Below are 24,078 nucleotides of genomic sequence, written 5' to 3'. Positions count from 1 at the left end.
CTCTCACGCGCACCGACGTGGTTGAGCTCGTTGTGGAAAGGACCGTGATCATTGTGCTTGACTCGCCTCGCGTGAATGACGGGGGACACATCGGCCCCGTGGACTCTTCCCGCGTTCCCCGCTATGGCGGGGAATCCACCTTCGCACTCCTACCCCGGCTGCGGGATCTGACAGCCGAGGGGCGGCGCGCCGATATCGCCATCGTTGGTGTGCCCTTTGATACTGGCGTGTCCTATCGACCCGGCGCGCGCTTCGGCTGCAACCATATTCGCCACTCCTCTCGTTTGCTTCGCCCCTTCAATCCGGCGACGTCCACCTCGCCTTTCGCGCAGGTGCAAGTGGCTGACGCGGGCGACATGGCGGTCAATCCCTTCGCTATCGAAGACGCCCTTGCATCCATCGAACAGGATGCGCTGGAGCTGACCCGCGAGGGGGCCTCGCTGGTCGCACTCGGTGGGGATCACACCATCGCGCTGCCATTGCTGCGAGCAGCCACGGCACGCGCCGGCGCCCCGGTGGCTTTGCTGCACTTCGATGCGCATCTGGACACCTGGGACAGCTACTTCGGCGCGGACTATACCCATGGCACGCCGTTTCGGCGCGCGGTGGAAGAAGGGATTATTGATACCGATGCGCTGTGCCATGTGGGCACGCGGGGGCCGCTTTATGGCGCGGAGGACCTCGAGGATGATCGCCGTCTGGGTTTTGGCATCATCACTAGCGCAGATGTGTTCACTCGCGGGGTGGGCGAGGTTGTCCAGCTGCTTCGCCAACGCGTAGGCGATCGTCCGCTCTATGTTTCGGTGGACATCGATGTGTTGGATCCGGCGCACGCCCCTGGCACCGGCACCCCCGAGGCTGGCGGGCTCACCTCGCGAGAAATCCTCGAGATCATTCGCGGACTGCGGGGCTTGAACCTCGTGGGCGCGGACGTGGTGGAGGTCTCCCCCGCCTACGATCACGCGGACATCACCGGCATTGCCGCCGCCCATGTGGTCTATGACCTCATTTGTCTCATGGCGGATCGACGAGCAAGCGCTGGCGAGGGATAAGGGGCATCATGATGACGAAGCGTACGGGCGGGGACGTAGTGATCGAATGCCTCACTGCCCTTGGTATCACTCACGCTTTCGGCATCCCGGGCCAGCATGCTTTAGGGCTTTTCGATGCCCTCGCGCGAGGCCCCATGATCTTTCACTCCAGCCGAGTGGAAAATAGTGCCGCTTTCGCCGCCGATGGCTATGCCCGCAGCACAGATCGGCCGGCGGCGCTGTTTCTCTCCACTGGGCCAGGGGCGCTTACTGCTCTCGCGGGATTGCAGGAGGCGAATGCCACTGGGGTGCCCATGCTCGTGATCTGCTCCCAGATTCCCCGTGATGGCCTGGGGGCGCGCCGCAAAGGCATGCTGCATGAGTTAGATAACCAGCTCGAGTCTGTGCGCAATGTCAGCTGCTACCAGCGCACCGTTCGCCATACCGCTGCGATTCCTGCCGTGCTTGTCGACGCCTACACGGCAGCCCTGACTGCCCCACAGGGCCCCGCGTGGGTGGAGATTCCACAGGATGTGCTGCTGGAAGAGCTCGACTATGCGTGCGCACTGCCGCCGGTGACTGATCTAGCGGTGAGCATCGACCCTCGCCGCCCATTCCCCGGCCTCGTCGAGCGCGCCGCGGAACTCATGAGCGAAACATCCACGGTGATTCTTGCCGGCGGCGGGGTCTGCCGGTCCGGGGCTTCGAGCCTCCTACGTACCCTTGCCGAGCGCCTTGACGCTCCCGTGGTGTGCACAGCCGGTGGGGTGTCCGCGCTTCCGGCCGCGCATCCGCTGCGGGTGGGGTTTATCGAGGATAGGCATGTGAGCACGCTGCTTGCCGAGGCCGAGACTCTTTTGGTCCTGGGCTCTTCCTTGGGTGAGGTGAGCTCCAATTACTACTCACTCCACCCGCAAGGAGAGCTCATCCATGTGGATGCCGATCCGCTGGTGCTAGGTTCGAATCATTCTTGTCTTGGAATCTGTGCGGATATCTCGGAGTTCCCCCTGGCCCTGCTGCCGCTCGTTCCTGCCGCTTCACACAACGCGGCCGCCACCGTGGCCGCGTTGTCTCGGCGGGTTTCAGCGCGGCTCGACACCCAGGACTTGGCCCATGAGCGGGCAATCATGGCGGCTATTCGGCAAGCGATCCCCGATACGGCAGAGACGTTCTGGGATATGACGATCGCCGCCTATTGGGCGTGGAATATCTGGGATGTTCGCGCGGGCGCGATGCACAGCGCCCAAGGCGCCGGCGGGCTGGGTTTCGCCTTCCCTGCCGCCTGCGGCGCAGCGATCGGCTCCGGCCGCAGAGTGCTGGCTGTCACGGGCGATGGTTCCGCTATGTATTCCATTGCTGAACTGGCGACAGCCGTCCAGCACGACCTTGCAGTGACGTGGTTGATTATTGATGACGGCGGCTATGGAATTCTGCGGGAATACATGGAGGGCCGTTTCGGGCGCAGCACCGCCACCGAACTCACGGGCCCTGATTTCCTCGCCCTCGCCAGATCCTTCGGTGTCCCCGCCACCGAGGCCACTCCAGAGTCACTGGCCGAGGTACTCACCGCAGCGTTCGCCGCCCCTTCAGGCCCACAGGTGGTGCTTCTTCGCACCCGCCTGCGCATGTGGGAAGCAAGCTAATACACCAACAGTCGGCAGCCTATTAGATACCCAGAACTAACAAGAAAGCCACGTCACACTTTCTCCTTGTTTAATAACAATCCTATAACAACTATGGGCGTTTACACTGCTCAGGGCCGCTTCTCGTTTGCATGCTGAGAGCGCTTTCTTAGTCTTAGTGAGACTCGCACGACGCGCCCGAGCTCTACACCTAGGCGGCGTCGTTGCGCATTTTTTACTCTCGTATTCCCCTAAGGACTGAACAGATTCATGGTTAAACGCGTCATATCCATCACGCTGGCCTTTATTGGCCTGCTTGTGGGTGCCGGCTTCGCCACCGGCCAAGAAACGATCCAATACTTTGTCTCCCACGGCGGCATCGGTATCGCCGGCGCGGTGCTGGCAGGTTTGCTGATCTCAGTCGGCGGTATGCTTTCGCTGCAGCTGGGCAGCTACTTCCTCGCTGATGAGCACAACGAGGTCTTTGAAGACATCTCCAAGAAGTGGGTAGCCCGCTTCATGGACATCTCGGTGATGATCACCCTGTTCAGCCTTGGTTTTGTGATGCTCGCCGGCGCGGGCTCCACCTTCGACCAGCAATTCGGCTGGCCTACCTGGGTGGGCTCCACCGTCATGCTGGTGCTGGTGCTGGCCTCCGGCTTCTTGGACATCAACAAGGTCTCCAACGTGATCGGTGCCCTCACTCCGGCCATGATTATCGCGGTGATCATCGCCTTCGTCTACATGATGTTCAACCTGCCGGACGATATGTCCAGCCTCAACGATGTCGCTGTGCAGGCAGAGTCCCCCATCCACCCCTGGTGGCTCTCGGCTATTAACTACGCAGGCTTGGTGGAGATCATGGCGATCTCCATGGTGCTTGTGATCGGCGGCAGCTACCTCGACCCGCGCGAGTCCTCCCTCGGCGGACTGGTGGGCGGTATCACTTACACCATCTTGTTGGTGATGATCTCGGTGACGCTCTTCCTCGGCGCTGACAAGGTGGAGGGCTCCTCGGTACCCAACCTCACTCTCTTCGAGCACATCCACCCAGTGATGGCCGTGATCGCGGTGTTCATCGTCTACGCCATGATCTACAACTCGGCGATCGGCATGTTCTATGCCCTGGGCCGCCGCCTATCCGCCGGTAAGCAGTCCAAGTTCCGTCTCTACTTCATCATCGCCACCCTGATCGGCTATGCCATCTCCTTCATCGGTTTCGGTTCCTTGATGGCGAAGGTCTATCCGATTCTCGGCTACCTGGGCCTGATCCTCATCGCGGTGCTGGTGATCTTCTACCTGCGTGATCGTTCGAAGATCGCCTCCGAGTCTGAGCGACGCAGCAAGATTCGTTCCCTCGCCTACCGCAAGCACCACCCGGACGAGGAGTTCACCGACGAGCACGCCAAGGAGATGAAGAAGCTGGTGGGTGACTCCCAGATCTCTGATGGCTACCTCTCCGATGCAGTAAACGAGGAAGTCACCGACTCCCTCGTGCAGGACGATTCCATCGACTTCAGCCAAGAAGACGCCGATCGTGTGCTCGATAACGGCTCCGAGGAGTCCACAAAGTCTTAAACCCACGCTTGCACCGCGCCGCCACCGCGCGCTAGGAGATAAGCACCGAGACAGGCCCACCGCGTGTGGGCCTTTTCTCTACAGTGGGTGGGGTACAACCGCCGTATGAGAAAGGCACGCATGATTCCGCTGTCACTCATTGATTTCGCCCTCGTCTATGACGGGGAACGGCCCCGCGACAGCTTCGCCCGTTCGGTCCACCTCGCGCAGCGCGCAGAACAGCTGGGCTATGAGCGCATCTGGTACGCGGAGCACCACAACATGCCCCGCATCGCCTCCTCTAGCCCTGCGGTGCTGATCGCCCATGTTGGCGCCCACACCTCTACCATCAAGCTCGGCGCCGGCGGGGTGATGCTGCCGAACCACGCTCCGCTCGTGATCGCCGAACAATTCGGAGCCCTCGAGGAGATGTATCCTGGGCGCATCGGGCTGGGCTTGGGGCGCGCGCCCGGCACCGATCAGCGCACGGTGCAGGCTTTACGACGCTCCCCTCGCTCCGCCGAACGCTTTCCCGAGGATGTCGCCGAACTGCAGGGTTACCTCTCTGGGGCCAGCCGGATCCCCGGCGTGCAGGCTGTTCCCGGCTCCGGCACCGAGGTGCCGCTGTACATCCTTGGCTCCTCCCTCTTTGGGGCCCAACTGGCCGCGCAACTCGGACTGCCGTACGCCTTCGCCTCGCACTTCGCACCCCAGCACCTCGATGAGGCGATCGCCGTCTACCGTGAGCGCTACCAGCCCAGCCCGCAGCACCCCGAGCCCTACGTGATCGCGGCGGTCAATGTGACAGCCGCCGATACCACCGACCGCGCCCATGAGGACTTCGCCCAGGTACGGCGCAGTCGCGTGAGGTCCCTAGCCGCACGGGGACGTGAGATCAGCGATGAACAGCTCGACGAGCTCATGGGATCCTATGCGGGACAACAGGTGAGCACCATGATGCGCTATACCGCGATCGGCACCGCCGATAAGGTACACAGCTATCTCACGGATTTTCAGGAGCGCACCGGCGCCAATGAGCTGATGATCTCGCTGCAATCCCCTTCGCACGAGGCAATGCTCAATGCCATGGAGATCCTCTCCACCGCTTGGCAGCTGCCGGGTGCTGCACCGGCCCGGTAATTGGCGGCTCGACACAGGTCAAAGGCCCAGCCATCAAGCGTGATGGCTGGGCCTTTGTGGCATGTTCCGACGACTCGGTTTGGGCTACCAGGCGGAGGTCTCGTCTGCGTTGCCCTTCTTCCATGTCTCCCAAGGAATATTCCAGTCGCCGAGACCGTCATAGCCGGAGAGCTCGCCGCCGATGGTGTTTTTCACCTTCACCACGTCGCCGCGTTTCACGAACTCTTGGAACCACTTGGCGTTTTCCGGCGAGACGTTCACACAACCGTGGGAGGTATTGGTGCTGCCCTGGGCCCACAGCGACCACGGGGCGGAGTGCACATAGATACCCGACCAAGACATCTGAGTAGCCCAATCCACGTTCTGCCGGTAGCCGCGAGGGCTGTCCACGGCCAGACCGAAGGTGGAAGAGTCCATGATCATCGAGGGGTTTTGATCACCGATCATGTAGGTGCCGTTCGGAGTGGGGAACTGAGAATCACCCAAAGACACCGGCATCGTCTTCACCACTTCCCCATTCTTGGTCACGGTCATGGTCTTGGTGGAGTCGTCGACAGTACTGATGATCTCGTCGCCAATGCTGAATGAGGTCTCGTTGTCGGCATTACCGTACATGCCATTGCCCAAATCGACACCATAAATGTCTGCCTTCACCTCCACCTCGGTACCTACCGGCCAAAACTCGGCAGGGCGCCAGCGCAGCTCAGAATTGTTGAGCCAGTAGAAGGCACCCTCGACCTCGGGGGTGGTCTTCACGGTGATCGCATCCTGAGCGGCGTGGCGATCCTTAATCGGCGCATTGAAGCGGAAGGAAATGGTCTGACCGACGCCCACCGTGGAGCCATCAGCCGGGGCCAAGTACACGTCTGCTTGACCATCGGGAGCGACGGTGGTGAAGCTCGTCTCGAGGGATTGGCCGTTTTCAGCCTTGGCATCCACTGTGTAGGTACGGAAGTAGCCGAGCGGCTCGGTGGTGTGCCACTTTTTGCCACCGTCAGTGATCTCGGCTTCCACCACCTTGCCGGACTCATTTGTCATGGTCACCGACTTCAGCTTGGTGTGCTCCACAGTGACCTCGATGGGATCGGTGGGATTAACATCCGTGGCCTCATCCCCCACATTCAGCGTGGGCTTTTCCTCTTCACGGGCCTTGGCCGCCTGAGAAGATTCCGCTGCTTCCTCATCCGCCTTGCCATCATCAATCGTGCATCCCGCAAGAACCAGCGAACACGCGGCGAGCATCGCCACGAGCGCGCGCAGCAGCCGAGAACGAGCCGAAAAACCCCCGCGGACTGCGCCCGCCTGACCATCAAAGAAGAACTGTCCTGTGCTAACCATTTCACTCCGTCGAAAAACCATAGTCTCGCTGGATTCTACACGGGGCCACCCACCTAGATCGCCTCGAAAAGTGCTGTTCACAAAACCGTGACCAAACTGTTGCGCACCGAAAATGACACCGATTGTTGATATATCACATTTACCGAGGTCAGCAGCATTACACACAATTTCGAAGCCCTCGCCACCAGAAGACGCTTCGCCCCACCCTACTCGGCAGCCTAAGACACCCGCCGCCCTCGCGCCCGAGCCCGCACATCTGCCAGTAGCCCCGCAGCCACACAAGAAAGCCAGCACCACACACCTACACTCATCGCACCACAAAATGGTGCGTGAGCTGGCGATTTTACAAGGTATAGAACTGTTTGTAATATAACATCTCGTTGCACAGCGCACCGGCCACTACGGCGGGAACGCACAACTTGCGCCATTAGCTCAATTGGCAGAGCAGCTGACTCTTAATCAGCGGGTTCGGGGTTCGAGTCCCTGATGGCGCACAGTATACCCCCGTTGGGATCTTTCCCAACGGGGGTTGTCTCGTTCTACGGGTCACACCCCGGCGCAAGCCCGGCGATGATCTCCGGGCCCCCTCTTAGGCGGCGGCAATCCCCTTTTTCAGCCCAGAGCTTAAGTACACCACCGCACCCAGCAAGAGCACGATGCTCAAGACTTGGAGGGCCGCGAGCACCCCCGCACTGTCGATGGCCCCGCCAACGCCGAGAATGATGCGCCCAAGCACAATGGCCGCGATGAGAACCACGGCGTGGGTTCGTACTGGACCCGAGTACTGCACCGCCGCCACGATCGCGGCAACGAGGGCAATAAGAGCGGAAAGGTTCATCGCAATCACGGAGATGAACATGGGGACTTCAGCAGCGCTGGAGGCTACCGCGTAGAGCAGCACCATGATGATGATCGATGCCACCACCGAGATGGCCGCTGCCCAATAGGCGACAATGAGGGACGTGGGAGCTAGTTTTTGAGTCTGAGATTTCATAACCAAAACCTTACTCCCCCCTTACGGGGATGCTAGAGGAAAAAGGTTTTTTTACCTTAATGTGATGTGCCCGCATTCCGCGCGTAATGTTCACCACTGACGTGGCTAATATGGCCCTTCTCCGGCCCTTGTGCCGCAAGCAGGGTGTTCAGCTCTGCGCGCAATGCTGCGGTGTCGGCGTCACTGGATCGAGGACTGCGGGTCACGGCGATCCAGCCATCGAGAAGCTCTGTAGCGTAGTTATGGCCAAACCCGTCCGGCACATCAGCCGCTCCACCGAGGTCAGCACTGACTTGCCAAAAAGTGATCACGGGATACCACGCCATCTGCGGGGCTCGGCCTGGTCCTGGTGATTCAAGAAGCCAATCAGGACGTTTCCACAACAGATTCGGTTCCCACCACACCACAGGGTCGGTGGCGTGCTGCAGATACAGCAGCCGGTGCTCACCCCAACTCGACTCGGTCCCTAACTGGCGAGCGTGCCGGCCGGTTGCAGCAAAGCGCACGGCGGATGAATCAGGCATCACCGGCTGATATTCCGGACTATGAGGTTCGCGATTAGATGTGAGCCAGCGGTGCAACTCATTGCTCCGCGGCGGGCCCACCATGAAGACTCCGTCCGGTTCCACGCTCATCGCCCGCAAGGATTCCATGGCTGCTTCGACCCCTTTAGTGCCGAGAGATTCACCATAAAGATAGAGCTGGGGACGGTGATCGGCCGGAAGATCTGACCACCACCGAGCCACCGTGTGGATCAATTCGCTCCCCGCCTGCGCCGCCGCATCGGAATCGCTGAGGAATGACACGGCAGAAGGTAGCACGCCAAACTGGGCGCTGGCTATCGCGGTGTTGCCGTCGAAAAGCAACTCAAAGGCCTGGGCCGCAACAGGATTGGCCCAGCCGGTGCCAGTGACTGGCACGATGAGCAACGCTTGGCGATCCGCCGCACCGGTACGGTCCAGCTCCGCTACGAGCTTATCCACGCGCTCCTGCATATTCGCGCCGTTGCCCACCCCCGCGTAGAGGCGAATGGGCTCACGGGTGGGCCGGTGGGTGACCGCCTCCAGCTCCTCCTTGGTAGCGCCATCGGCGATGAAGCGGGAGCCTTCATAGCCCAAACCTTCCCACTCAATATCGCTGCCTGGCCCAGCTGAGCGATATGCCACCGTGGGCGGGGCGATGTCCTCGCGATAGGTGGCATTGCGGTCGGCGGCTTGGCGCTCAATGATGGTCAGGCCAGTGTTCGGGATGATGATGCCCACACTGGCCGCCATGATCACTACAACGAACACATTGGCCACCACCGCTGCCGCCCCAGCGGGCATGCCTCGATGCTCGAGGGCCTCCGCGGTGGACTCTGCCCACGCGGCCAACAGCCGCCACAGCCAGATCAACCCGAAACACACAGCCAAACCGAGCGCCGCAGACAACGGCAAGAATCGACTCAGGTGCGGGGTGGGTAAGCCCTGCACGGCGGCGAGCTGTTCCTGCCAAGACACCGACGCCCACACCACTGCTACAGCCACCACCCCCAGCACAGCGATGCCGATATAGTCGACCATCCGCCGATGCCGATAGCTCAGCTTAAGAGGCGCCACACGGGGACCGAGCCGCCGCAGCACCAACCACCCCACGTGGCTGAGGCCCAGCCCGACGCAGTAGCCCACATTGGCAGTGAGCCCCGAGACAATGCCCTGGTAGTACCACGTACGCGGCAGCAGCGACGGCGTGTAGGCGGCAGCAAAAAAGAGAGCCACGCCGATCAGCCCCACCACGTTGTAGTGGCGGGAGGTGACGGTCAGCCGCTCCGGACGATCGCTACTCATTATGGGCACCTAGGAGACACTGGGCTCTCACGCATGAAAACGCCCGCGCCACACCGATCTTCGGTGAGGAAGACTCGGCGCAACGGGGCGTCGACAAGCGAAAAGCGACAAAGATTAACGGGAAGCGAGCAGCTTCTGGATCTCCTTGAGATCCTTGTTGTGCTTGCGGGAACGCAGTACGCCAACCACGACCGCTCCAACGACCACGGCGCCGACACCGGCGAGAATCTTCTGCACCTTCGGGTCCTGAAGCTTGGAGGTAGCTTCCTTCTTCGCGTCGTTGACGAGGTTCTTAGGCTGGCTGCGCTCGGCAAGCTCATCGAGGGTGTTCGCGAGGTTCTTGCGAGTGCGCTCGATGTCGCGCTGAATGTCCTCAATATTGCGTGCCACTGTTGTCGATACTCCCCTGGGTAGTTTTATCCATGTTCATTGCGCCACCTGTGGGGGCGGCGTTTACCAGCATGAGCCTACCTAATACCACGCCACGGTTTCTACTTGGCATACCCACCGCAGTGCAGCAATGCCGCCCACTCGCCTACCCTAGAGCCATGACTGAACCAGCTTCTGTCCGCCTCAGCGACGGCGACACCGCCCCCGATTTCACATTGCTTAACGACGCCAACGACACCGTCAGCCTCACCGACTTCCGCGGGCAGCGCGTGCTGGTGTACTTCTACCCGCGCGCCAACACCCCCGGCTGCACCACCGAGGCCTGCGATTTCCGCGATAACCTTGCTCGGCTCAATGACCTCGGCGTGGCCGTGGTGGGTATCTCTCCCGACGCCCCCGAGAAGCTAGCGGCGTTCCGCGAAGATCACGGCCTCAGCTTCACCTTGCTTTCTGACCCAGATAAAAAGGTGATGACTGCCTGGGGTGCCTTCGGGGAGAAGAAGAACTACGGCAAGGTGGTCCAGGGCGTGATTCGCTCAACCTTCCTCGTGGATGAGCAAGGCCGCATCGCCAACGCCCTCTACAATGTGCGCGCCAAAGGGCACGTGGATCGCATTCTGCGCGACGTTCTCTAGCACCCCACCTTCCACCGGCGCCGAGCGCTCGAGGTGACGCTAGCCCCGTGCTCGAGCGCGGAAACTTAAAGGCGGCCTAAAGGGGAGATAACCCGCGTTCACAGGGGCGTTCGTGTCCGATAGACTCGATACTTATCATGGCTAGAATCTCTGACCAGAACAGCTCTGAACACGCCCCCGCCAGCCGCGGGCCACGCTCCGCACCGCAGCAGCATAGCGACGCCGCCAGTGGCGATCCTGTGATTCTGGTTCCCCGCCGCCGCCCCGCCCAGCAGCGCAGCCGAGAAAAATTTGCCCGCATGTTGGAGGCCGCGCGCAGCGTTCTGGTCGATCACGGCTTTGAGTCTTTTACCTTTGACGAGGTAGCCAAACGCGCCGAGGTGCCCATCGGCACGCTCTATCAATTCTTTGCCAACAAGTACGTGATGATCTGCGAGCTGGATCGTCAGGACACCGCGGTGATCGTGGCTGAGCTGAAGAAATGGCCCAGCCGCGACCCTTCCATTCAATGGCCGGATTTTCTCGATGACTTCATCGATCACCTCGCTCAGCTGTGGAAAGCAGACCCCTCACGGCGGGCGGTGTGGCACGCCATCCAGTCCACCCCGGCGACACGGGCGACGGGCGCGGCCACCGAGTCGGAGCTACTGGACCTGCTTGCCCAGGTACTCATCCCCCTTGCTCCCACCCTGCCGCTGCCCGAGCGGCGCAAACACGCCGGTATTTTGGTTCACACCGCCACCTCGCTGCTGAACTACGCGGTACGCGATGCCACCGACTCCCCCGCCACCTATCGCACCACTGTGGAAGAGATTAAACGCATGCTCATCGCCTATCTCTTCTCCGTGGCGCAGGGCTAGCCGGCAGGCAGAGCTAGCTGCTGCTGCCGTTGGCGCCCAGCATGGCCTGAGCCAGCCGGGCGGCCTCGTCGAGGGCATCGTTCTCGCTCGGCTTCTCCGCAGACGAGCAGTAAGAAGCTGGTGCATCGGCGGCCCCAGACGCGGCTGCGTCATCGCAGCTCTGCGCGGGGGTGGAGGAATCCACCACGTGCTTATTGTGGGAGAAATCCTGGCAGGGGTGATCGGGAACCACCTCCGCCGCGGGGATCAGCTGATGCTCGGCGAGATAGTCATCGAAGTGTTTCGAGATACTCACACCTTTATAGCCTAGCCCTAGCGGTGTGGGGTATCAGCGATTATGCACACTGCTGTGGCGTAATCGCCATCGTGGCTAATACTCAACGCCAGCGCAGCATCCAGCTGCTCGGGGTTAAGTGCGAGGCTCTCGGCGGCGATCATGCGCAGGCCATGGCGCAACCGAAGCCGCACCCGGCCCCAAGGATCGGCCTGCACCACGATCTCGCGGAAATCCACCTCATGTTCGGCCAGCACCGGGGGCTGGCCGAACAGAGCCTGCGACCACGCTTTGATCCAGGCCTCTTTCGCCGCCCAGCGCCCCGCGAGGTGCCACGCTCGAGCCACACCATCTAGGCCGCGCTGCTGCACAAGACGCAGTTCGCTGGCGTGAAAGACCCGCGTAAAACGGGTGCCGGGCTGGGCCAGTTGCTCGGCAAAGCCCGGCACATGCACCAGGTCGATCCCGCATCCTCGTACCGGCAGAGCGGAAGGGGCGCTGGGGTTCTGGGGAGTGTCCACCGTCCTAGCGATTTTCGGATAGACGGTAGCGCCCCTGGTGCAGCCGCGCATCGGCGTCGAGAAGCATGGCTGTTTCTCGCTCGTGAGCGTCAGCGCCGTCGCCGCCTAGGTTGCGTCCACTCGTGCGCTCGTACAAGGCGGCGGCACCGTGAATTCCGGCGAGGATGCGCTCGGCACCTGCCTCCTCGCGGGCGGTGGCCCTTGCAGCCCACGCCGCTGCGGCGTCTTCACCTCGCTGCGAGCGCACCGCCTCGTAGAAGGCCGCTGGGTGAACCAAGGCAACGAGTGCGGACACGTGGCCGAAACCGAGCGAGGTGACGAAGCCAGCCTTGAGCACCTCCTGCTCCGGCAGGGTGAGCGGTTGGCGCAGCCACACCAGATGTGGATGCTCCGCTAGTACCGGATCGACACAGTCAAGCGAGAAGTTCGCTGGGATCACTCCCGAACGCAACACCTGGGCCAGCCCTGCCAGCTGGAAGGCCGCCGCACCGCCCTTGGCGTGGCCGGTGAGCGTCTTCTGCGAGATCACGTACAGCGGGGTGCCCGCGCCGCGGCCAAGAGCAGTTTGAATACGCTCGTGCAGCTCGGACTCGTTGGGATCATTGGCATTGGTGGAGGTGTCGTGCTTCGACACCACGCGGATGTCATCGGCGTGCACGCCCAACTCCGCCAACTGGGTGGCCAGCTGCGAGTGGCTGCCGCCCTGGGCCGCGGCCAAGGCTCCCAGGCCGGGTGCGGGAATGGAGGTGTGCAGCCCATCGGCGAAGGACTGGGCATAGCCCACCACCGCCTGCACCGGCAGACCCAGCTCGAGGGCCACCGTGCCGCGCATAAGCAGCAGGGTGCCGCCGCCGGCGGATTCCACGAATCCGGCCCGCCGCCGATCGTTGGCCCGCGAGAAGTAGCGATCTTCAATGCCCTTATCGCGCATGACCTGAGAATCGGCGGTAGCGGACATATCGCCGAAGCCGGTGATGCCCTCTACCGAGAGATCATCGATACCGCCGGTGACCACCACATCGGCCTTGCCTAGGCGGATTTTATCCATGCCCTCTTCCACTGACACCGCTGCGGTAGCGCAGGCCGCCACCGGGTGGACCATCTGGCCGTAGCCGCCCACATAGGCCTGCATCACGTGTGCAGCCACCACATTGGGCAGGGCTTCTTGCAGGATGTCATTAGCACGAGCCTCGTTGAGCAGGCCGTCCACGTAAAGGGAGCGCATGGAGGACATCCCGCCCATGCCGGTGCCCTGGGTGGAGCTGACCTTCGCTGGGTGCACATGCGCCAGAATCTCGGCGGGGGTAAACCCTGCAGAGAGGAAGGCATCCACGGTGCACACGAGGTTCCACACAGCCACGCGGTCGAGGTTTGTGACCATCTCGGCGGGAATGCCCCAGCGGGTGGGGTCAAAGCCCTCAGGAATTTGGCCGCCCACGAAGCGCGACATCACCGTGCGGGTGGGCACACGCACCTCGGATCCAGCCGGGCGAGTAACCAGCCATTCTTCGCTCTCGGGATGGAAGCGCACCACGGTGTTCGGATCCTGGGCAACATAGCCTTCGGCCTCCTCGCGGCTCGCCACGGCGAAGGTGAGTTCCTCTTCCAGATAGATCTTGCTCAGCTGCGGGGCAAGGTTGTTCACCATGGAGAAATCATCGTGATACTGGCGCACGCCGACGCGTCCGAGAACCTCGTCGTGGTAGGCGTCAAAGATGTCCGCCTCGGCGATCTCGTCCCCATCGGCGGTGATCCAGCTGCCGTCCTCGTAGGAGATCAACCCCATCGACCATGCCAGCTCGAGCACCCCGGCAGCGCTGAGATCGCCGCTAACCTCGGCTTCAAAGCGGGTGCGCGAGGAACCATAGGGGCCGAGTTCCGCTGCGGAAACCAGCACCACCATGTTCTCCAGGGCGGCGCTCACAGAGCCGTGGAATGCGGCCGCAGCGGTGGACGGGGCGGGCTGTCGCTGGGGCAGGTTCGGCAAGGCGTCGAACCGCGGCGTGGTATCGACCTCGTGCAGCCCTTCGGCTGAGGTGGCCTCTGCTGCGGAGCGGGCCAATTCTGCGAGGTTGAGCTGCGCTTCGGCCAGCCCTCCTGTGAAGTCGGCGATCAGAGGCGTCTCGAGGGCAGCCCGGCGCGACTCTGGAGAAGCGAGGCTGATGAGCTCACGCGCCATCTCCGCGGTGGAATAGGTGCGCACTCCCTTGGCCTCGACGAGCTCGACCAGCGGATCGTTACCGCCCATGAGTCCGGTTCCGCGCACCCAGCCGATGAGGGCGTGCGCCAAGCTGGTGCGGGCAGAGAAGTTCTCCTCCACACTCCAGCGGTTCACTAGGGCGTCGAGGGCGGCCTTGGATTCTCCATAGGCGCCGTCGCCGCCGAAGATGCCACGGTTGGGCGAGCCTGGCAGCACCACGTGGGCTCGTTGTCCAACGTGGGTGTCCGCACCGAGGGCGGAGAGCCCAGCGATGAGCCTTTCCACGGACCACAGCAGTAGCCGCATCTGGTTTTCCGCCTGCGGTCCGGCTTCGTCGATGCTTCCCTGCACGGGTGGGGCGGCGAAGGGGAAGATCAGGGTGGGTACCAGCGCCGGCTTGGTGACTACAGAGGATGCCCCCACGGTGACACGCAGCTCGGATCCGATCCAGTCCACCACCGCGTCAAGATCCGCGTAGGAGGCCAGGTTTGCCGGAATGACCCAGAGCGTCGCGCCGTAGCGGGCGTTATCCGCGTAGAGCTTCTTGTAGAACTGGAGTCGCTCGTGATTGAGCCTCGAGGTGGTAGTCACCACGGTGGCTCCTTCGGCCAGCAACTCCCCCACTACCGCAGCAGCGATGGAGTGCGGGGAGGAGCCGGTAACCACGGCCACGTCCTCGGCGAAGTCGCCGCGGCGGCTGTCGAGGGCCTGTAGCTCCAAAGAGTCGAGCCCGAAGTGGCGGGCGTGGGCGGCAACAGCGGATCCCGCGCCACTGACATCGATGGTGGCTGGATCGATCAGCCCCAGCCCGGCGCGCGTGATGTCTTCTCGCGCCGATGCCCAGCGGTCATCGAGCAGGACGGCGCGGCGTGGATCGAAGTTGCGGGAGACCATCCGCGGCCAGTTCTGCCCGAGCTCCGCCGAGACCATGTCGAAGAGTTTCTCGTCGGCGGCGCGCTCATCGAGCCCCACGGTTTGGGGCGCGTGGTCGTGACCAAGCTGCTTGAGGATCATGCGGGCGGTCTCGGCGAGCACACCGGCTTTGCCGGTGACTTGCTCTGCAAAGGCCCCGAGGGCTGCAGAGTCCACCGCGGTGTGTTCTCCTCCTGCCGCTTGCGGCTTTGCGACGCTCACTCCCAGCCGCTGTGCCGCCTGCACCACGGCGTTATCGATGAGCTGGTCCAGCTCGCTGGCAGAGCTCGGTTGAGCTGGGCTGAGTTCCGCTAGCTGGCCGCCACGCACGGACTCACCGTCGCGGGTGCCCAACACCACCTGTGCTTCGGTGTGGAGGCGCCAGCCTTCGCCGAGGTTCCACACCTTGTTGATGCGTTCGGCCACTGCGCTCGGTTTGGCCCCTGCTGGGCCGGTGATCGTGCGCAGACCATCGCTGATGGCGTCGCCAAGAACGGGGCCGAAGCCCTGGTAGCCCTTAGCCATGCGGCTTACTGTGTTTTTCAGATCGGGGATCTCGGCGTCTGCAGCGCCGTCGATGGCCCCGAGTCCGAATTCCACGCCGAGGTCCAGCAGCAGCTGGTTTCGCCGCGAGGACACCCCGTCGGTGAGGGTTTCAATGGTGTCGGTGTCGGTGATCTGCCCGGGCTGCACCTTGGTCCACAGGCTCAGTAGCACGGTGGTGGCATCCGCGGGGGTGAACTCCACCTCCGGGGTCTCTCCTGCCGTTGCGGCGGGTGCCGGGCTAGCCGGCGCTGGCGTAGGTTCTTCCACCGGTGGAGTGGAGGGCGCAGCGGGGGCCTGCTCGATCGCCTCTGCGGGGTGGTCGGGCTCCTCTTCTGCTTGCACAGCGAAGCTGTAGCTGTCCTCGGCGAACACGACTGCACGATCGCGTTCAACATTGAGGATCTCCATCCCGTGCCCGCCGGGGCTGGCCGCAGCGGTCTGGGCCATGATGTTGGCCAAGGTGGGGGCACTGCCCACCCCGATTTCAACGAAACGCTGCACACCCAGTTCTGCCAGCATGAGGTCTTGGGTTTCGATCCAGCGCACAGGGGAGGCAAACTGCCAGGCGAGCAGCTCGATCAGGATGGTCCGTGCCACCGCTGCGGCGTTCTCGGCCACCGCGGTATCGAAACGCTCGGCCAAGCTGTCGAGGATCGGTGAGTCCACCACCTCGCGCATGGATTCCACAAAGTCTGCGGTGACCGCGAAGGGACGGGCCACCAGGTTCGGGATGTAGCGGCCCAGCAATACCTCGGGGTTGATCTGATCCGGCAGCAGGCTATCTAGGTGATCGCGGAAGTCGTCCACCCCGTCGCGCAGCACCGAGGAGTGGAAAGGCACATCGATGCCAGGGATGAGGATGAGGCCGCGAGCACCTGGGGCGCGCTTCTCTGCCGCGGCGGCCAGGGCCTTCAGCCCGGCGCGGGTGCCAGCGACAGCGTACTGCTTGCCCTTGAGGTTGTAGTTGGCAATCTCGAGGAACTCGCCGCTGTTGCGGGAAATCTCCGCCACGAAGTCGGCGACATCGTCTGCAGCGAGGCCGAACTTGTAGGGCCGCAGGGCAGCCAGACCGTAGTTGGATACGCCATCGGCGTCGCGCTCGACCAAACGGTGCATCGTGAGTCCGCGGGCATAGACGATCTCCACTACGGATTCGAGGGAGAGCACGCCCGAGTAGGCAGCGAGTGCGTTGTACTCACCCACGGAGTGCCCAGCGAAGAAGGCGGTGTCGTCGAGAACCCCAGCCTCGCGCATCTGCGCGACCTGTGCCACGCCGAGGGTGGCCATTGCCACCTGGGTGAACTGGGTGAGAAAGAGCACCCCGTCGGGGTGGAAGAAACGTTCGCCATTGACCACGACCTCGCGGGGGTTATTGCGCACGATCTCGAGCACGGAGAATCCGAGTGTGCGGCGGGTGTGGGCATCGGCACGGTCCCACACCTTCTTGGCTTCACGGGAGGAGGCATAGGCCTCCATCCCCATGCCCTCGTGCTGGATGCCTTGGCCGGGGAAGGCGTAGAAGGTGGCGGGTGCAGCCATCACTGCGACGGCCGTGAGCACCGGCTCACCCTTGACGCTGGCGGTCACCTCGCGCACCTCGCCCCGCCCAGGGCGGTCATCGATGCCGGTGCGCTCGACGGTAATATCGACCGTCTCGCCTGGGGCGATGGGGCGCAGCATTGTGGCGGTGAACTCGGTGATGCGGGCGGGTTCGGTGTGCACGGCATCGTCGGAATAGGCGGCGGTCGCGACGAGTTCGGATACTGCGGAGGTCCACATCCCGTGGACGATCACATCCTCCAAACCTGCCAAGTGTGCGGCGGTGGTAGAGACGTGGATCGGGTTGCGATCGCCCGAGACGATAGCGAACGGCAGCATGGATTCCGGTGCCACCACCTGAGCCCGAGTGCGCGCGGAGCGGGTGACCGAGCTGATGGAAGGCAACGCGGAGGTGTTGGTCCGCGCCGTGGCCGAGCCGCTGCGCCCGCGAATGGCGAAGCGTTCGGTCAACGTGGCGCGCTCACGCCCTTCGGCATCGCTGATACGCACCCGCACCACCACGACCCGACCGATGTCGGTGTCGCTGACCTCATCGGCGTGCGCGGTGGCCGTCAGCGGCACCCCGACCAGTGCCGCGGCGCTGGCCTGCTCATCGAGCAAGGACAGATGGTGTTCGAGATGCACCAAAGAGAGCATGCCCTCCACCACCCGCTCGCCGGGGCGGCCAGGAATCTCAGCATCGCGCACCGCAGCGAAGATCGCCGGCCAGCAGGCTCCGACCAGGACATCGGGGGCCACAAAGCGAGACCCACCCACGCTCACCTCGCGCAGCACTGCGCTGGTGAGGTTGTGATAGTCAGCGGCCTTTTCTGCATCGATGGTGAACTCATGCGTAGCCACGTGATCGACCAGCTCCGCGAGTTGCCCGCCATCGGCGATCTCGGTGAGAGCGTCCATGGCCTTTTCCGCGGCGCGCTGAGAAACTACCGGAGCGGCGCCTGGAATCTGTGGCAGCTGGAAGTCCACATGCAGATCAAGGCCCTCGCAACGGCGCTCGCCGGCGAGACTAACCGCGAGCTCCGCGCGGGTCTCATCGAGCACGCGCAGGTGCGCTCCCGTACGCGGTTCGCGCGCCTCGTGCTCGGAGAGGATTTCCCACTCGGACGCGGGGGCAAGGGCGTGCAGCATTGACGGCACATTGCGGCCTGCCCAATAGGTGGTGGGGCTGGAGAGTAGCGTCGACAAGCGCGATGGGCTCTCTTCGGTCTCCGCGTGGCGTTCGCGTGCAGCGTCGACAACAGCGGCGTCGAAGCGGCCGAGCAACTCGGCAATAGGCTCGTTGGCGGTGGTGATTCCTGCCACGGCCACGGGGCCGGGGATGATGCACACCTCGTCCGCGCTGTAGCGCGAATCGTGCGCCTGCCACAGAGAATCAGAACGCCACCAGCGACGAACGTTTTCATCGATCACGGGCACAAAGTTGGCCGGCTTGCCGGGAGTACGCAGTTCGGCGATGAACCACTCCACATCGGCTGGGTGGAGGCGACGATCAAGATCATAGACCGCCCCCGCCTCTGCCACGGCTGCCGCGGGATCGTCCGTGATCTCCAGCGGGGACAGCTGCGAGGGGTGCTCACCGTGGTCGGCTGGGCTCAGTCGCGCCTCGGCGCGCTGCAGCATGTGGCAGAAACGTAAGTACCACGTTTTATCCACCCACTCGCGGCCATCCGGCCCCGACAATTCGAGATAGCGCTCCAGCCACGCGCGGTAGCTCATCTGCTTGAGGTCTCCGAAGTACTTCTTACAGGTGGCGTTGATGGCAGTGATGATCTCCTCGCGCCGCGCATCCACAGCTTCGGCATCGCCGGCGACCTCGTCGAGCAGACGCCCCGCGCGGGCAAAGGAATTATCAATCTCATGGATATCGGCACCCAGCTGAGAGCGCCCAGAGGCCATCCCACCCTTGGCACCGCCGGCGGGAACCCAATCATTCGGACCGGTCGTCTCCACCAAAGCCTGCTTCACCTGCGGGGAGGTGCAGGCCTCCCGCGCTGCCATAGCGGCGGTACCCACCAACACACCGTCGACCGGCATTGCCACCACGCCATAGGCCTCAGCCCAACGCCCAGTGATGTAATCTGCAGCCCGTTCCGGAGTGCCGATACCGCCACCGACCAGCAGCACTGTGTTGGGCTGGCGGCGAATCTGCTCATAGGTCTGCAACAGCAGATCATCGAGAGATTCCCACGAGTGGTGGCCACCTGCGACGCCGCCTTCGACGTGCATGATCACTGGCATCTCGGGCACCTCGCGGGCAATCGCGAGCACCTGGGTGATCTGCTTCACCGCACCTGGCTTGAAGGCAACCCACGGGATTCCTTCCGCCCGCAGCTCCGTCATCAGCCGTACTGCCTCGTCCCGCTCTGGGATGCCGGCGGTGATCACCACACCATCGATCGGCGCGCCCTGAGCGCGCGCCTTGCGCACCAGCTTCTTTCCGCCGATGTGCATGCCCCACAAATAGGGATCCAAGAACATGGAGTTGAACTGGGCGTTGACACCCGGTTGCAGTAGCTCGGCAAGGCGGGTGAGATTCTCATCCAAGATCTCTGGGGTTACCTGCCCGCCACCTGCGAGCTCGGCCCAGTGCCCCGCATTAGCCGCGGCGGCAACGATTTCGGGATCCACCGTCGTGGGGGTCATACCGGCGAGCACGATGGGAGAACGGCCGGTCAGGCGAGTAAACGCGGTGTCCACCCGGCGCCCATCGGCGCTCAGACGGGGTGCGAAAGCCGTGTAGTCGACGGCCTGCGGCAGCTGGGCATGCGGATCGCTCAGCTGGCCCTGCCCCTCCGCGGTACCGGCACGCACCACGGCGATGCCGGTACCGCTCAGTTGCGCAGCACTAAGCTTCGCCATTCCCTCCCCGGGGCCGATCTCGAGCAGCCACGACACCCCCGCATCACGCACGCGGCGCAGCTCAGCCGGCCAGTCCACAGGATCTACCAGCACGGCACGGGCGCAGCGCTCGGCACGCCCATTGTCCAACCCGAGTCGACGTGCCCAGCGCATGGTCATCTCAACGGCCTCGTCCATCACCGGATGATGAAAACCGGCGGTCACAGCAATCGGGCTGAAGGACGGGCTGAGCGCCGAACCACCGCGCTCTTTATTCTCGATTGCCTGCTGCTGCTTTTCCGCACGGCGAAGCAGCCGCGTGCATACACGCTCGAGCTCTGCGGGAGTGCCCACAACTACCTGCATGTCAGGCGCGTTGTGCAATCCCACCACCGCGTCCGTGCCGCGCAGCTCTTCCTCCACGATGCAGCGCTTAACTCCGCTCATAGCGAGCATTGGACGACGCTCACCTTCGCTCATCACGCCGCTGCGCTGGGCGACGCGCGTTATGGCCGCACCGATCAGGCGTGCTATCACCAACAGCTCGCTGCCACTATCGGGATCCTGAGCGTATTCCACGCCCATGTGTCCTTGGGAGTGCCCAATCGATAGCTCTGCCTTTTGCCAGGGCACGCCCTGTGCACTGAGTGCGTCGAGCGTGGCGATCTGCGCGAGCACGATACCGGGAACGGACACAGCCGCGTTGGTGCTGTAGCCGTGATCGGATCCTTCGGCAGTGCCATCGAGCCCAGCCCAGCGGAAGGGGGCGAAACCCAATGGCACTACCCCGGCGAGTTCATCGGCGAGTTCGCTCAGACGCTCTTCGGCTTCGGCCACCAGTGTGCGCAAGCGAGACTCCTCTGCCCCAGCCTCGGCGGCAAGAGCAAGCGGGCGCAACCAGTCGAACCCTTGGCCCGAGTAACTTAGGGCGAAACGCTCGCTCTGCAGCCGATCGCTGAGAGTATTCGGCCCTGCAGTGGCGGATGTGTCCTGTTGAGAGGGGGTGGAGTGGGTAGTCATCATGCTGTGTGGTCGGCTCTTCTCAAACTCGGAGGAACAGGGTTCTACGCGAAACACACTGCCTTTTGTGATCAAACAGGTATCTCGTGGGAAAACAACCTACCATGAAATCATGAGGGATTCGTCATCTTAGCCCCGTGGCGCATCGCGTCGCCTACCGCACTGGGTGTGCATCCCGCGGCTAGCCATTGCCTTCAGCCGGCACTGCCCCGCCGTCACTTCGCCGAACATCCCCCGTACACACACCTACAATGGGCTGACCATGACGCGCACTGATGACATACAGCAGCATTCCTCGCTTCTCACCCGCACCCGCTCACCAATCGAGGCGTTGGCACACATGCTCAGTGAAGTAAACGGAGCTCACTCTCCCGGGGGAGAAGCAATCCAGAACGCCCTTCGCCACCTCGACTGCGATGAAGACGGGCGCCTGACCAATGTCCGCACGGTCATCGCCTTACTCGAGCCACTCACCGAGGAGAAACGCACCCCCCGCAGCCTCTTAGGAGAGGAACTACTTCAAGCGACGATAAGCATCCTCGCCTCTGCGTCCTCGCTTCCCGCAGACAGCGCCCTTAACCATGTGCTCACGTCCCTGATCACCCACGATGCGCATTATGAGTTCTTTCGGGCCATCGCCGGCCAAGACTTCGACTCCGAACGCAGAGACAACGATCCCCTCACATGCCTCACACCGGCCGAATTGGAGCAGGCAATCCAAAATTCCCCTGGCGCTATATCCCCTCCGTGCGTTTTCAGCGACACAACGATCGAAGGCCTCGACTTCTCAGACGCCTCTGTTCTACGGGGACGTTTCCAGAACGTCGTTTTCTCACACTGCTGCTTTCATAACAGTCGATTCATTAACTGCGATCTGGATGGTGTGAGTTTCCACCACTGCCACGGCGAAAACTTCGCCATACTCACGCCGAAAAATAACATCACCAGATTCATTGACTGCGATTTTTCCTTCGCTACGACGCTTATCGACGGGCGCCTGCTGCGGGAAATCATCGGCTCTGCCGTGCGGGGGATGGATCTGCGCGGGCACTCCTCGCATCTCGATTTGCGCATCGAAGAATCCACGCTCGAGGGAAAACTAACAGACGTAACAATCAGTGCACGGGCATCGCAAACGCAGTTTTCTGGCGCAGATATCAGTAGATGCGAGCTCGCAAACTTTCAGGCCCTAGGAGTAAACGTGGAGCGCTCTCAGCTAAAGGATGACTATCATTCGGTGATCATTCCAGACTGGCCGGCCGCGAAGCCGAAACTCATTCACGCCTGCGAGGAGCATATGCGCAAAGCGGGAAGAATGGACCAAGCGTTTGCCTCCTTACTTCTGCAGCTCATTGAAGAAGATGCTGAACATTCATCGGGGCACGCCCGCGGCAGCAGGTTCGCCGCCGAGCTCCTTCCAAGCGCCAGTGGCCACCCGTCACCGTATAGGGCGATGTACTCGGCAGCTGGTGTGTTCTCCCCCGCTTAAACCCACTTAGCCCAGGCGGGGTGCCCAGTGGGCGGACGGCGCCACAGTGAAGGTGTGAGGCAGCGGCATCTGTGAAACGTCGATACACCCGCACTGCGGGTATCGGCGCGGCGTTGTGTAGCTCGCTAGGATGGCGGCAACTCCTGATCGCGCCAGCCCATCACCGATAGAGTCGATGGCAATGAATGAGGAATAGCTTGACCATGCTCATCCCCAGCTACGTGGCCATCACCAGTGGCCAGTACCAACAGCTTCTCGCCACGGACGAGGACACGGCTGCCGACTTGCTCATGGAATGAATGGAAGAAGAAACCACCGGCCCCCGCACGGATATCGATAAATCAGCAATCGAACTCGAACAGGCGCTATCGACACCGCAAGCACAAAAAGCAGTAACTGGGCACACCTTGCTGTGCCCAGATCCGACAGTTCTTGTGGCATCCCCCGCAGACACCGCGGCCATGGCTTACGCTCTCTTTCAATCCACCGTCGATCAGAACCTCCAGAATGATCTCGACGGGTTGGTGGAGTTTTACAGCACCGCCGCCCGCAGTGGTCATGCCACAGCTGTCCTCTTCAATTAACGACTTCGATCTAGAAAGGTCCGTGCGGCTTTATGAGTCTCGAACACGTCATCATTCACGTTCCCAACACCCCGGTGAACACTGACGAGGTCACATCCGTGGTTCGTCGCGCCGTCCGTGCAGACAAGCAGGTGTCTCCGCAGACGCAGCAGCTACATGAGCGACTCCTCGCTCGGCTCGAACCGGTCCACCTCGGCGCTGACATCGCCGGAGACAACTGCATTGTCATCAGCGATTATGACGAACTCATTGGCCGGATGCTGCAGTACATCAGTCCTATTCTGGCGGAGTATTACACCCTCACCATCAATGACGAGGCCGACCTTGTGTGGACCTACGGCGACGAAGACACCACCTTCACGACAGTCACCTCAGAGTGCGAGGCGCCGTGGGCAAGCCTGCGCGGCATCCCCCGCTGGATCCACCAGATCACCGATCACGCACGCGAGATGGCGGAACTCAATATCGGCCAAGATCCGCGAGACTTCCTCATCATCGCCGACAACAGCCTCGAGGAGCACTACATGCAGTGCTTCTACAACACTGCTGTAGGCAATTACCGGCTGGAAATGCGGCTGGGCGACGCTCAGCACCACTATTGGCGGGATATAGCCGATGCGGACAGTCTTATCCACGAGCTCTCGCAGTGGATCAGGCGCGGGGATCGTTCTACCGAGGGATGGCAGAAACTAGACATCACCTAGTCGGGGTATCCTTCCCCTCCCGCCCCACACCGAGCAG

16 protein-coding genes and 1 tRNA gene are annotated in these 24,078 nt (G+C 62.5%); 10 read left to right on the top strand and 7 right to left on the bottom strand.

The features are described 5' to 3' along the window. The first annotated feature begins 53 nt into the window (after window positions 1–53). The 4 genes from speB (at window position 54) to CCICO_RS02520 (ending at window position 5,350) form a co-directional block, all read left to right on the top strand. The gene (speB, locus tag CCICO_RS02535; RefSeq protein WP_026161307.1) at window positions 54–1,052 is read left to right on the top strand and encodes an agmatinase; all 999 of its coding nucleotides are present in this window, start codon (window positions 54–56) and stop codon (window positions 1,050–1,052) included. 11 nt (window positions 1,053–1,063) lie between these two features. Beyond that, window positions 1,064–2,674, top strand: coding sequence for a thiamine pyrophosphate-binding protein (locus CCICO_RS02530; RefSeq protein WP_018018896.1), 1,611 nt, complete (start codon window positions 1,064–1,066; stop codon window positions 2,672–2,674). A 249-nt stretch (window positions 2,675–2,923) separates the two neighbouring features. Further along, a complete protein-coding gene (locus CCICO_RS02525; RefSeq protein WP_018018895.1) occupies window positions 2,924–4,231 on the top strand; it encodes a YkvI family membrane protein in 1,308 nt (435 codons plus the stop codon). Between the two features lie 120 nt (window positions 4,232–4,351). Continuing rightward, a complete protein-coding gene (locus CCICO_RS02520) occupies window positions 4,352–5,350 on the top strand; it encodes an LLM class flavin-dependent oxidoreductase (protein WP_018018894.1) in 999 nt (332 codons plus the stop codon). A gap of 84 nt (window positions 5,351–5,434) precedes the next feature. On the opposite strand, the gene CCICO_RS02515 is transcribed toward CCICO_RS02520, so the two are convergent. Next, on the bottom strand, window positions 5,435–6,688 hold the full coding sequence (locus tag CCICO_RS02515) for a L,D-transpeptidase (protein WP_018018893.1): 1,254 nt from the start codon (window positions 6,686–6,688) through the stop codon (window positions 5,435–5,437). A 421-nt stretch (window positions 6,689–7,109) separates the two neighbouring features. Here CCICO_RS02515 and CCICO_RS02510 point away from each other — a divergent pair. Then, window positions 7,110–7,182: transfer RNA gene (locus CCICO_RS02510), tRNA-Lys, on the top strand. Window positions 7,183–7,277: 95 nt separating this feature from the next. On the opposite strand, the gene CCICO_RS02505 is transcribed toward CCICO_RS02510, so the two are convergent. The 3 genes from CCICO_RS02505 to CCICO_RS02495 all read right to left on the bottom strand — a co-directional run bounded on the left by CCICO_RS02505 (window position 7,278) and on the right by CCICO_RS02495 (window position 9,898). After that, the gene (locus CCICO_RS02505) at window positions 7,278–7,682 is read right to left on the bottom strand and encodes a hypothetical protein (RefSeq protein ID WP_018018892.1); all 405 of its coding nucleotides are present in this window, start codon (window positions 7,680–7,682) and stop codon (window positions 7,278–7,280) included. A gap of 56 nt (window positions 7,683–7,738) precedes the next feature. Continuing rightward, entirely contained in the window at window positions 7,739–9,508 is a 1,770-nt protein-coding gene (locus tag CCICO_RS02500; protein ID WP_018018891.1) for an alpha/beta-hydrolase family protein, read from the bottom strand. A gap of 114 nt (window positions 9,509–9,622) precedes the next feature. Then, entirely contained in the window at window positions 9,623–9,898 is a 276-nt protein-coding gene (locus CCICO_RS02495) for a DUF3618 domain-containing protein (RefSeq protein WP_018018890.1), read from the bottom strand. Between the two features lie 158 nt (window positions 9,899–10,056). Here CCICO_RS02495 and bcp point away from each other — a divergent pair, with 158 nt between their 5' ends. After that, window positions 10,057–10,533 carry a thioredoxin-dependent thiol peroxidase gene (bcp, locus tag CCICO_RS02490; RefSeq protein WP_018018889.1) on the top strand — a complete coding sequence of 159 codons (477 nt, stop codon included), beginning with the start codon at window positions 10,057–10,059 and terminating at the stop codon, window positions 10,531–10,533. Window positions 10,534–10,832: 299 nt separating this feature from the next. Beyond that, a complete protein-coding gene (locus CCICO_RS02485) occupies window positions 10,833–11,393 on the top strand; it encodes a TetR/AcrR family transcriptional regulator (RefSeq protein WP_244263973.1) in 561 nt (186 codons plus the stop codon). 13 nt (window positions 11,394–11,406) lie between these two features. Here the strand turns inward: CCICO_RS02485 and CCICO_RS02480 are convergent, their stop codons facing one another. Genes CCICO_RS02480 through CCICO_RS02470 form a run of 3 tightly spaced genes read right to left on the bottom strand, consistent with a single transcriptional unit; the run spans window position 11,407 to window position 21,264 of the window. Then, the gene (locus CCICO_RS02480; protein WP_018018887.1) at window positions 11,407–11,688 is read right to left on the bottom strand and encodes a hypothetical protein; all 282 of its coding nucleotides are present in this window, start codon (window positions 11,686–11,688) and stop codon (window positions 11,407–11,409) included. A gap of 17 nt (window positions 11,689–11,705) precedes the next feature. Continuing rightward, complete coding sequence (gene acpS, locus CCICO_RS02475; RefSeq protein WP_026161304.1) at window positions 11,706–12,152, bottom strand: holo-ACP synthase AcpS; 447 nt, start codon at window positions 12,150–12,152, stop codon at window positions 11,706–11,708. Window positions 12,153–12,192: 40 nt separating this feature from the next. Continuing rightward, window positions 12,193–21,264, bottom strand: a complete 9,072-nt coding sequence (locus CCICO_RS02470; protein WP_026161303.1) for a type I polyketide synthase — start codon at window positions 21,262–21,264, stop codon at window positions 12,193–12,195. A 262-nt stretch (window positions 21,265–21,526) separates the two neighbouring features. On the opposite strand from CCICO_RS02470, the gene CCICO_RS02465 reads away from it, so the two are divergent. The 3 genes from CCICO_RS02465 to CCICO_RS02455 all read left to right on the top strand — a co-directional run bounded on the left by CCICO_RS02465 (window position 21,527) and on the right by CCICO_RS02455 (window position 24,041). Next, window positions 21,527–22,753, top strand: coding sequence for a pentapeptide repeat-containing protein (locus tag CCICO_RS02465; protein WP_040357204.1), 1,227 nt, complete (start codon window positions 21,527–21,529; stop codon window positions 22,751–22,753). A gap of 299 nt (window positions 22,754–23,052) precedes the next feature. After that, on the top strand, window positions 23,053–23,337 hold the full coding sequence (locus tag CCICO_RS02460; protein ID WP_018018882.1) for a hypothetical protein: 285 nt from the start codon (window positions 23,053–23,055) through the stop codon (window positions 23,335–23,337). Between the two features lie 32 nt (window positions 23,338–23,369). Then, window positions 23,370–24,041: a hypothetical protein gene (locus CCICO_RS02455; RefSeq protein ID WP_018018881.1), complete on the top strand. Its 672-nt coding sequence runs from the start codon at window positions 23,370–23,372 to the stop codon at window positions 24,039–24,041. The last annotated feature ends 37 nt before the right edge of the window (window positions 24,042–24,078 follow it).

The organism is Corynebacterium ciconiae DSM 44920 (assembly GCF_030440575.1).
Taxonomy (GTDB): Bacteria; Actinomycetota; Actinomycetes; order Mycobacteriales; family Mycobacteriaceae; genus Corynebacterium; species Corynebacterium ciconiae.
This window is presented reverse-complemented; position numbering and strand designations above follow the sequence as displayed.

What these genes read in the sequence shown, in the direction of transcription:
- CCICO_RS02530 (WP_018018896.1), top strand. Translation starts at nt 1,064, where the DNA reads ATGACGAAGCGTACGGGCGGGGACGTAGTGATCGAATGCCTCACTGCC.
- CCICO_RS02525 (WP_018018895.1), top strand. Translation starts at nt 2,924, where the DNA reads ATGGTTAAACGCGTCATATCCATCACGCTGGCCTTTATTGGCCTGCTT.
- CCICO_RS02520 (WP_018018894.1), top strand. Translation starts at nt 4,352, where the DNA reads ATGATTCCGCTGTCACTCATTGATTTCGCCCTCGTCTATGACGGGGAA.
- CCICO_RS02515 (WP_018018893.1), bottom strand. Translation starts at nt 6,688, where the DNA reads ATGGTTAGCACAGGACAGTTCTTCTTTGATGGTCAGGCGGGCGCAGTC.
- CCICO_RS02505 (WP_018018892.1), bottom strand. Translation starts at nt 7,682, where the DNA reads ATGAAATCTCAGACTCAAAAACTAGCTCCCACGTCCCTCATTGTCGCC.
- CCICO_RS02500 (WP_018018891.1), bottom strand. Translation starts at nt 9,508, where the DNA reads ATGAGTAGCGATCGTCCGGAGCGGCTGACCGTCACCTCCCGCCACTAC.
- bcp (WP_018018889.1), top strand. Translation starts at nt 10,057, where the DNA reads ATGACTGAACCAGCTTCTGTCCGCCTCAGCGACGGCGACACCGCCCCC.
- CCICO_RS02485 (WP_244263973.1), top strand. Translation starts at nt 10,833, where the DNA reads ATGTTGGAGGCCGCGCGCAGCGTTCTGGTCGATCACGGCTTTGAGTCT.
- CCICO_RS02470 (WP_026161303.1), bottom strand. Translation starts at nt 21,264, where the DNA reads ATGACTACCCACTCCACCCCCTCTCAACAGGACACATCCGCCACTGCA.
- CCICO_RS02465 (WP_040357204.1), top strand. Translation starts at nt 21,527, where the DNA reads ATGACGCGCACTGATGACATACAGCAGCATTCCTCGCTTCTCACCCGC.
- CCICO_RS02460 (WP_018018882.1), top strand. Translation starts at nt 23,053, where the DNA reads ATGGAAGAAGAAACCACCGGCCCCCGCACGGATATCGATAAATCAGCA.
- CCICO_RS02455 (WP_018018881.1), top strand. Translation starts at nt 23,370, where the DNA reads ATGAGTCTCGAACACGTCATCATTCACGTTCCCAACACCCCGGTGAAC.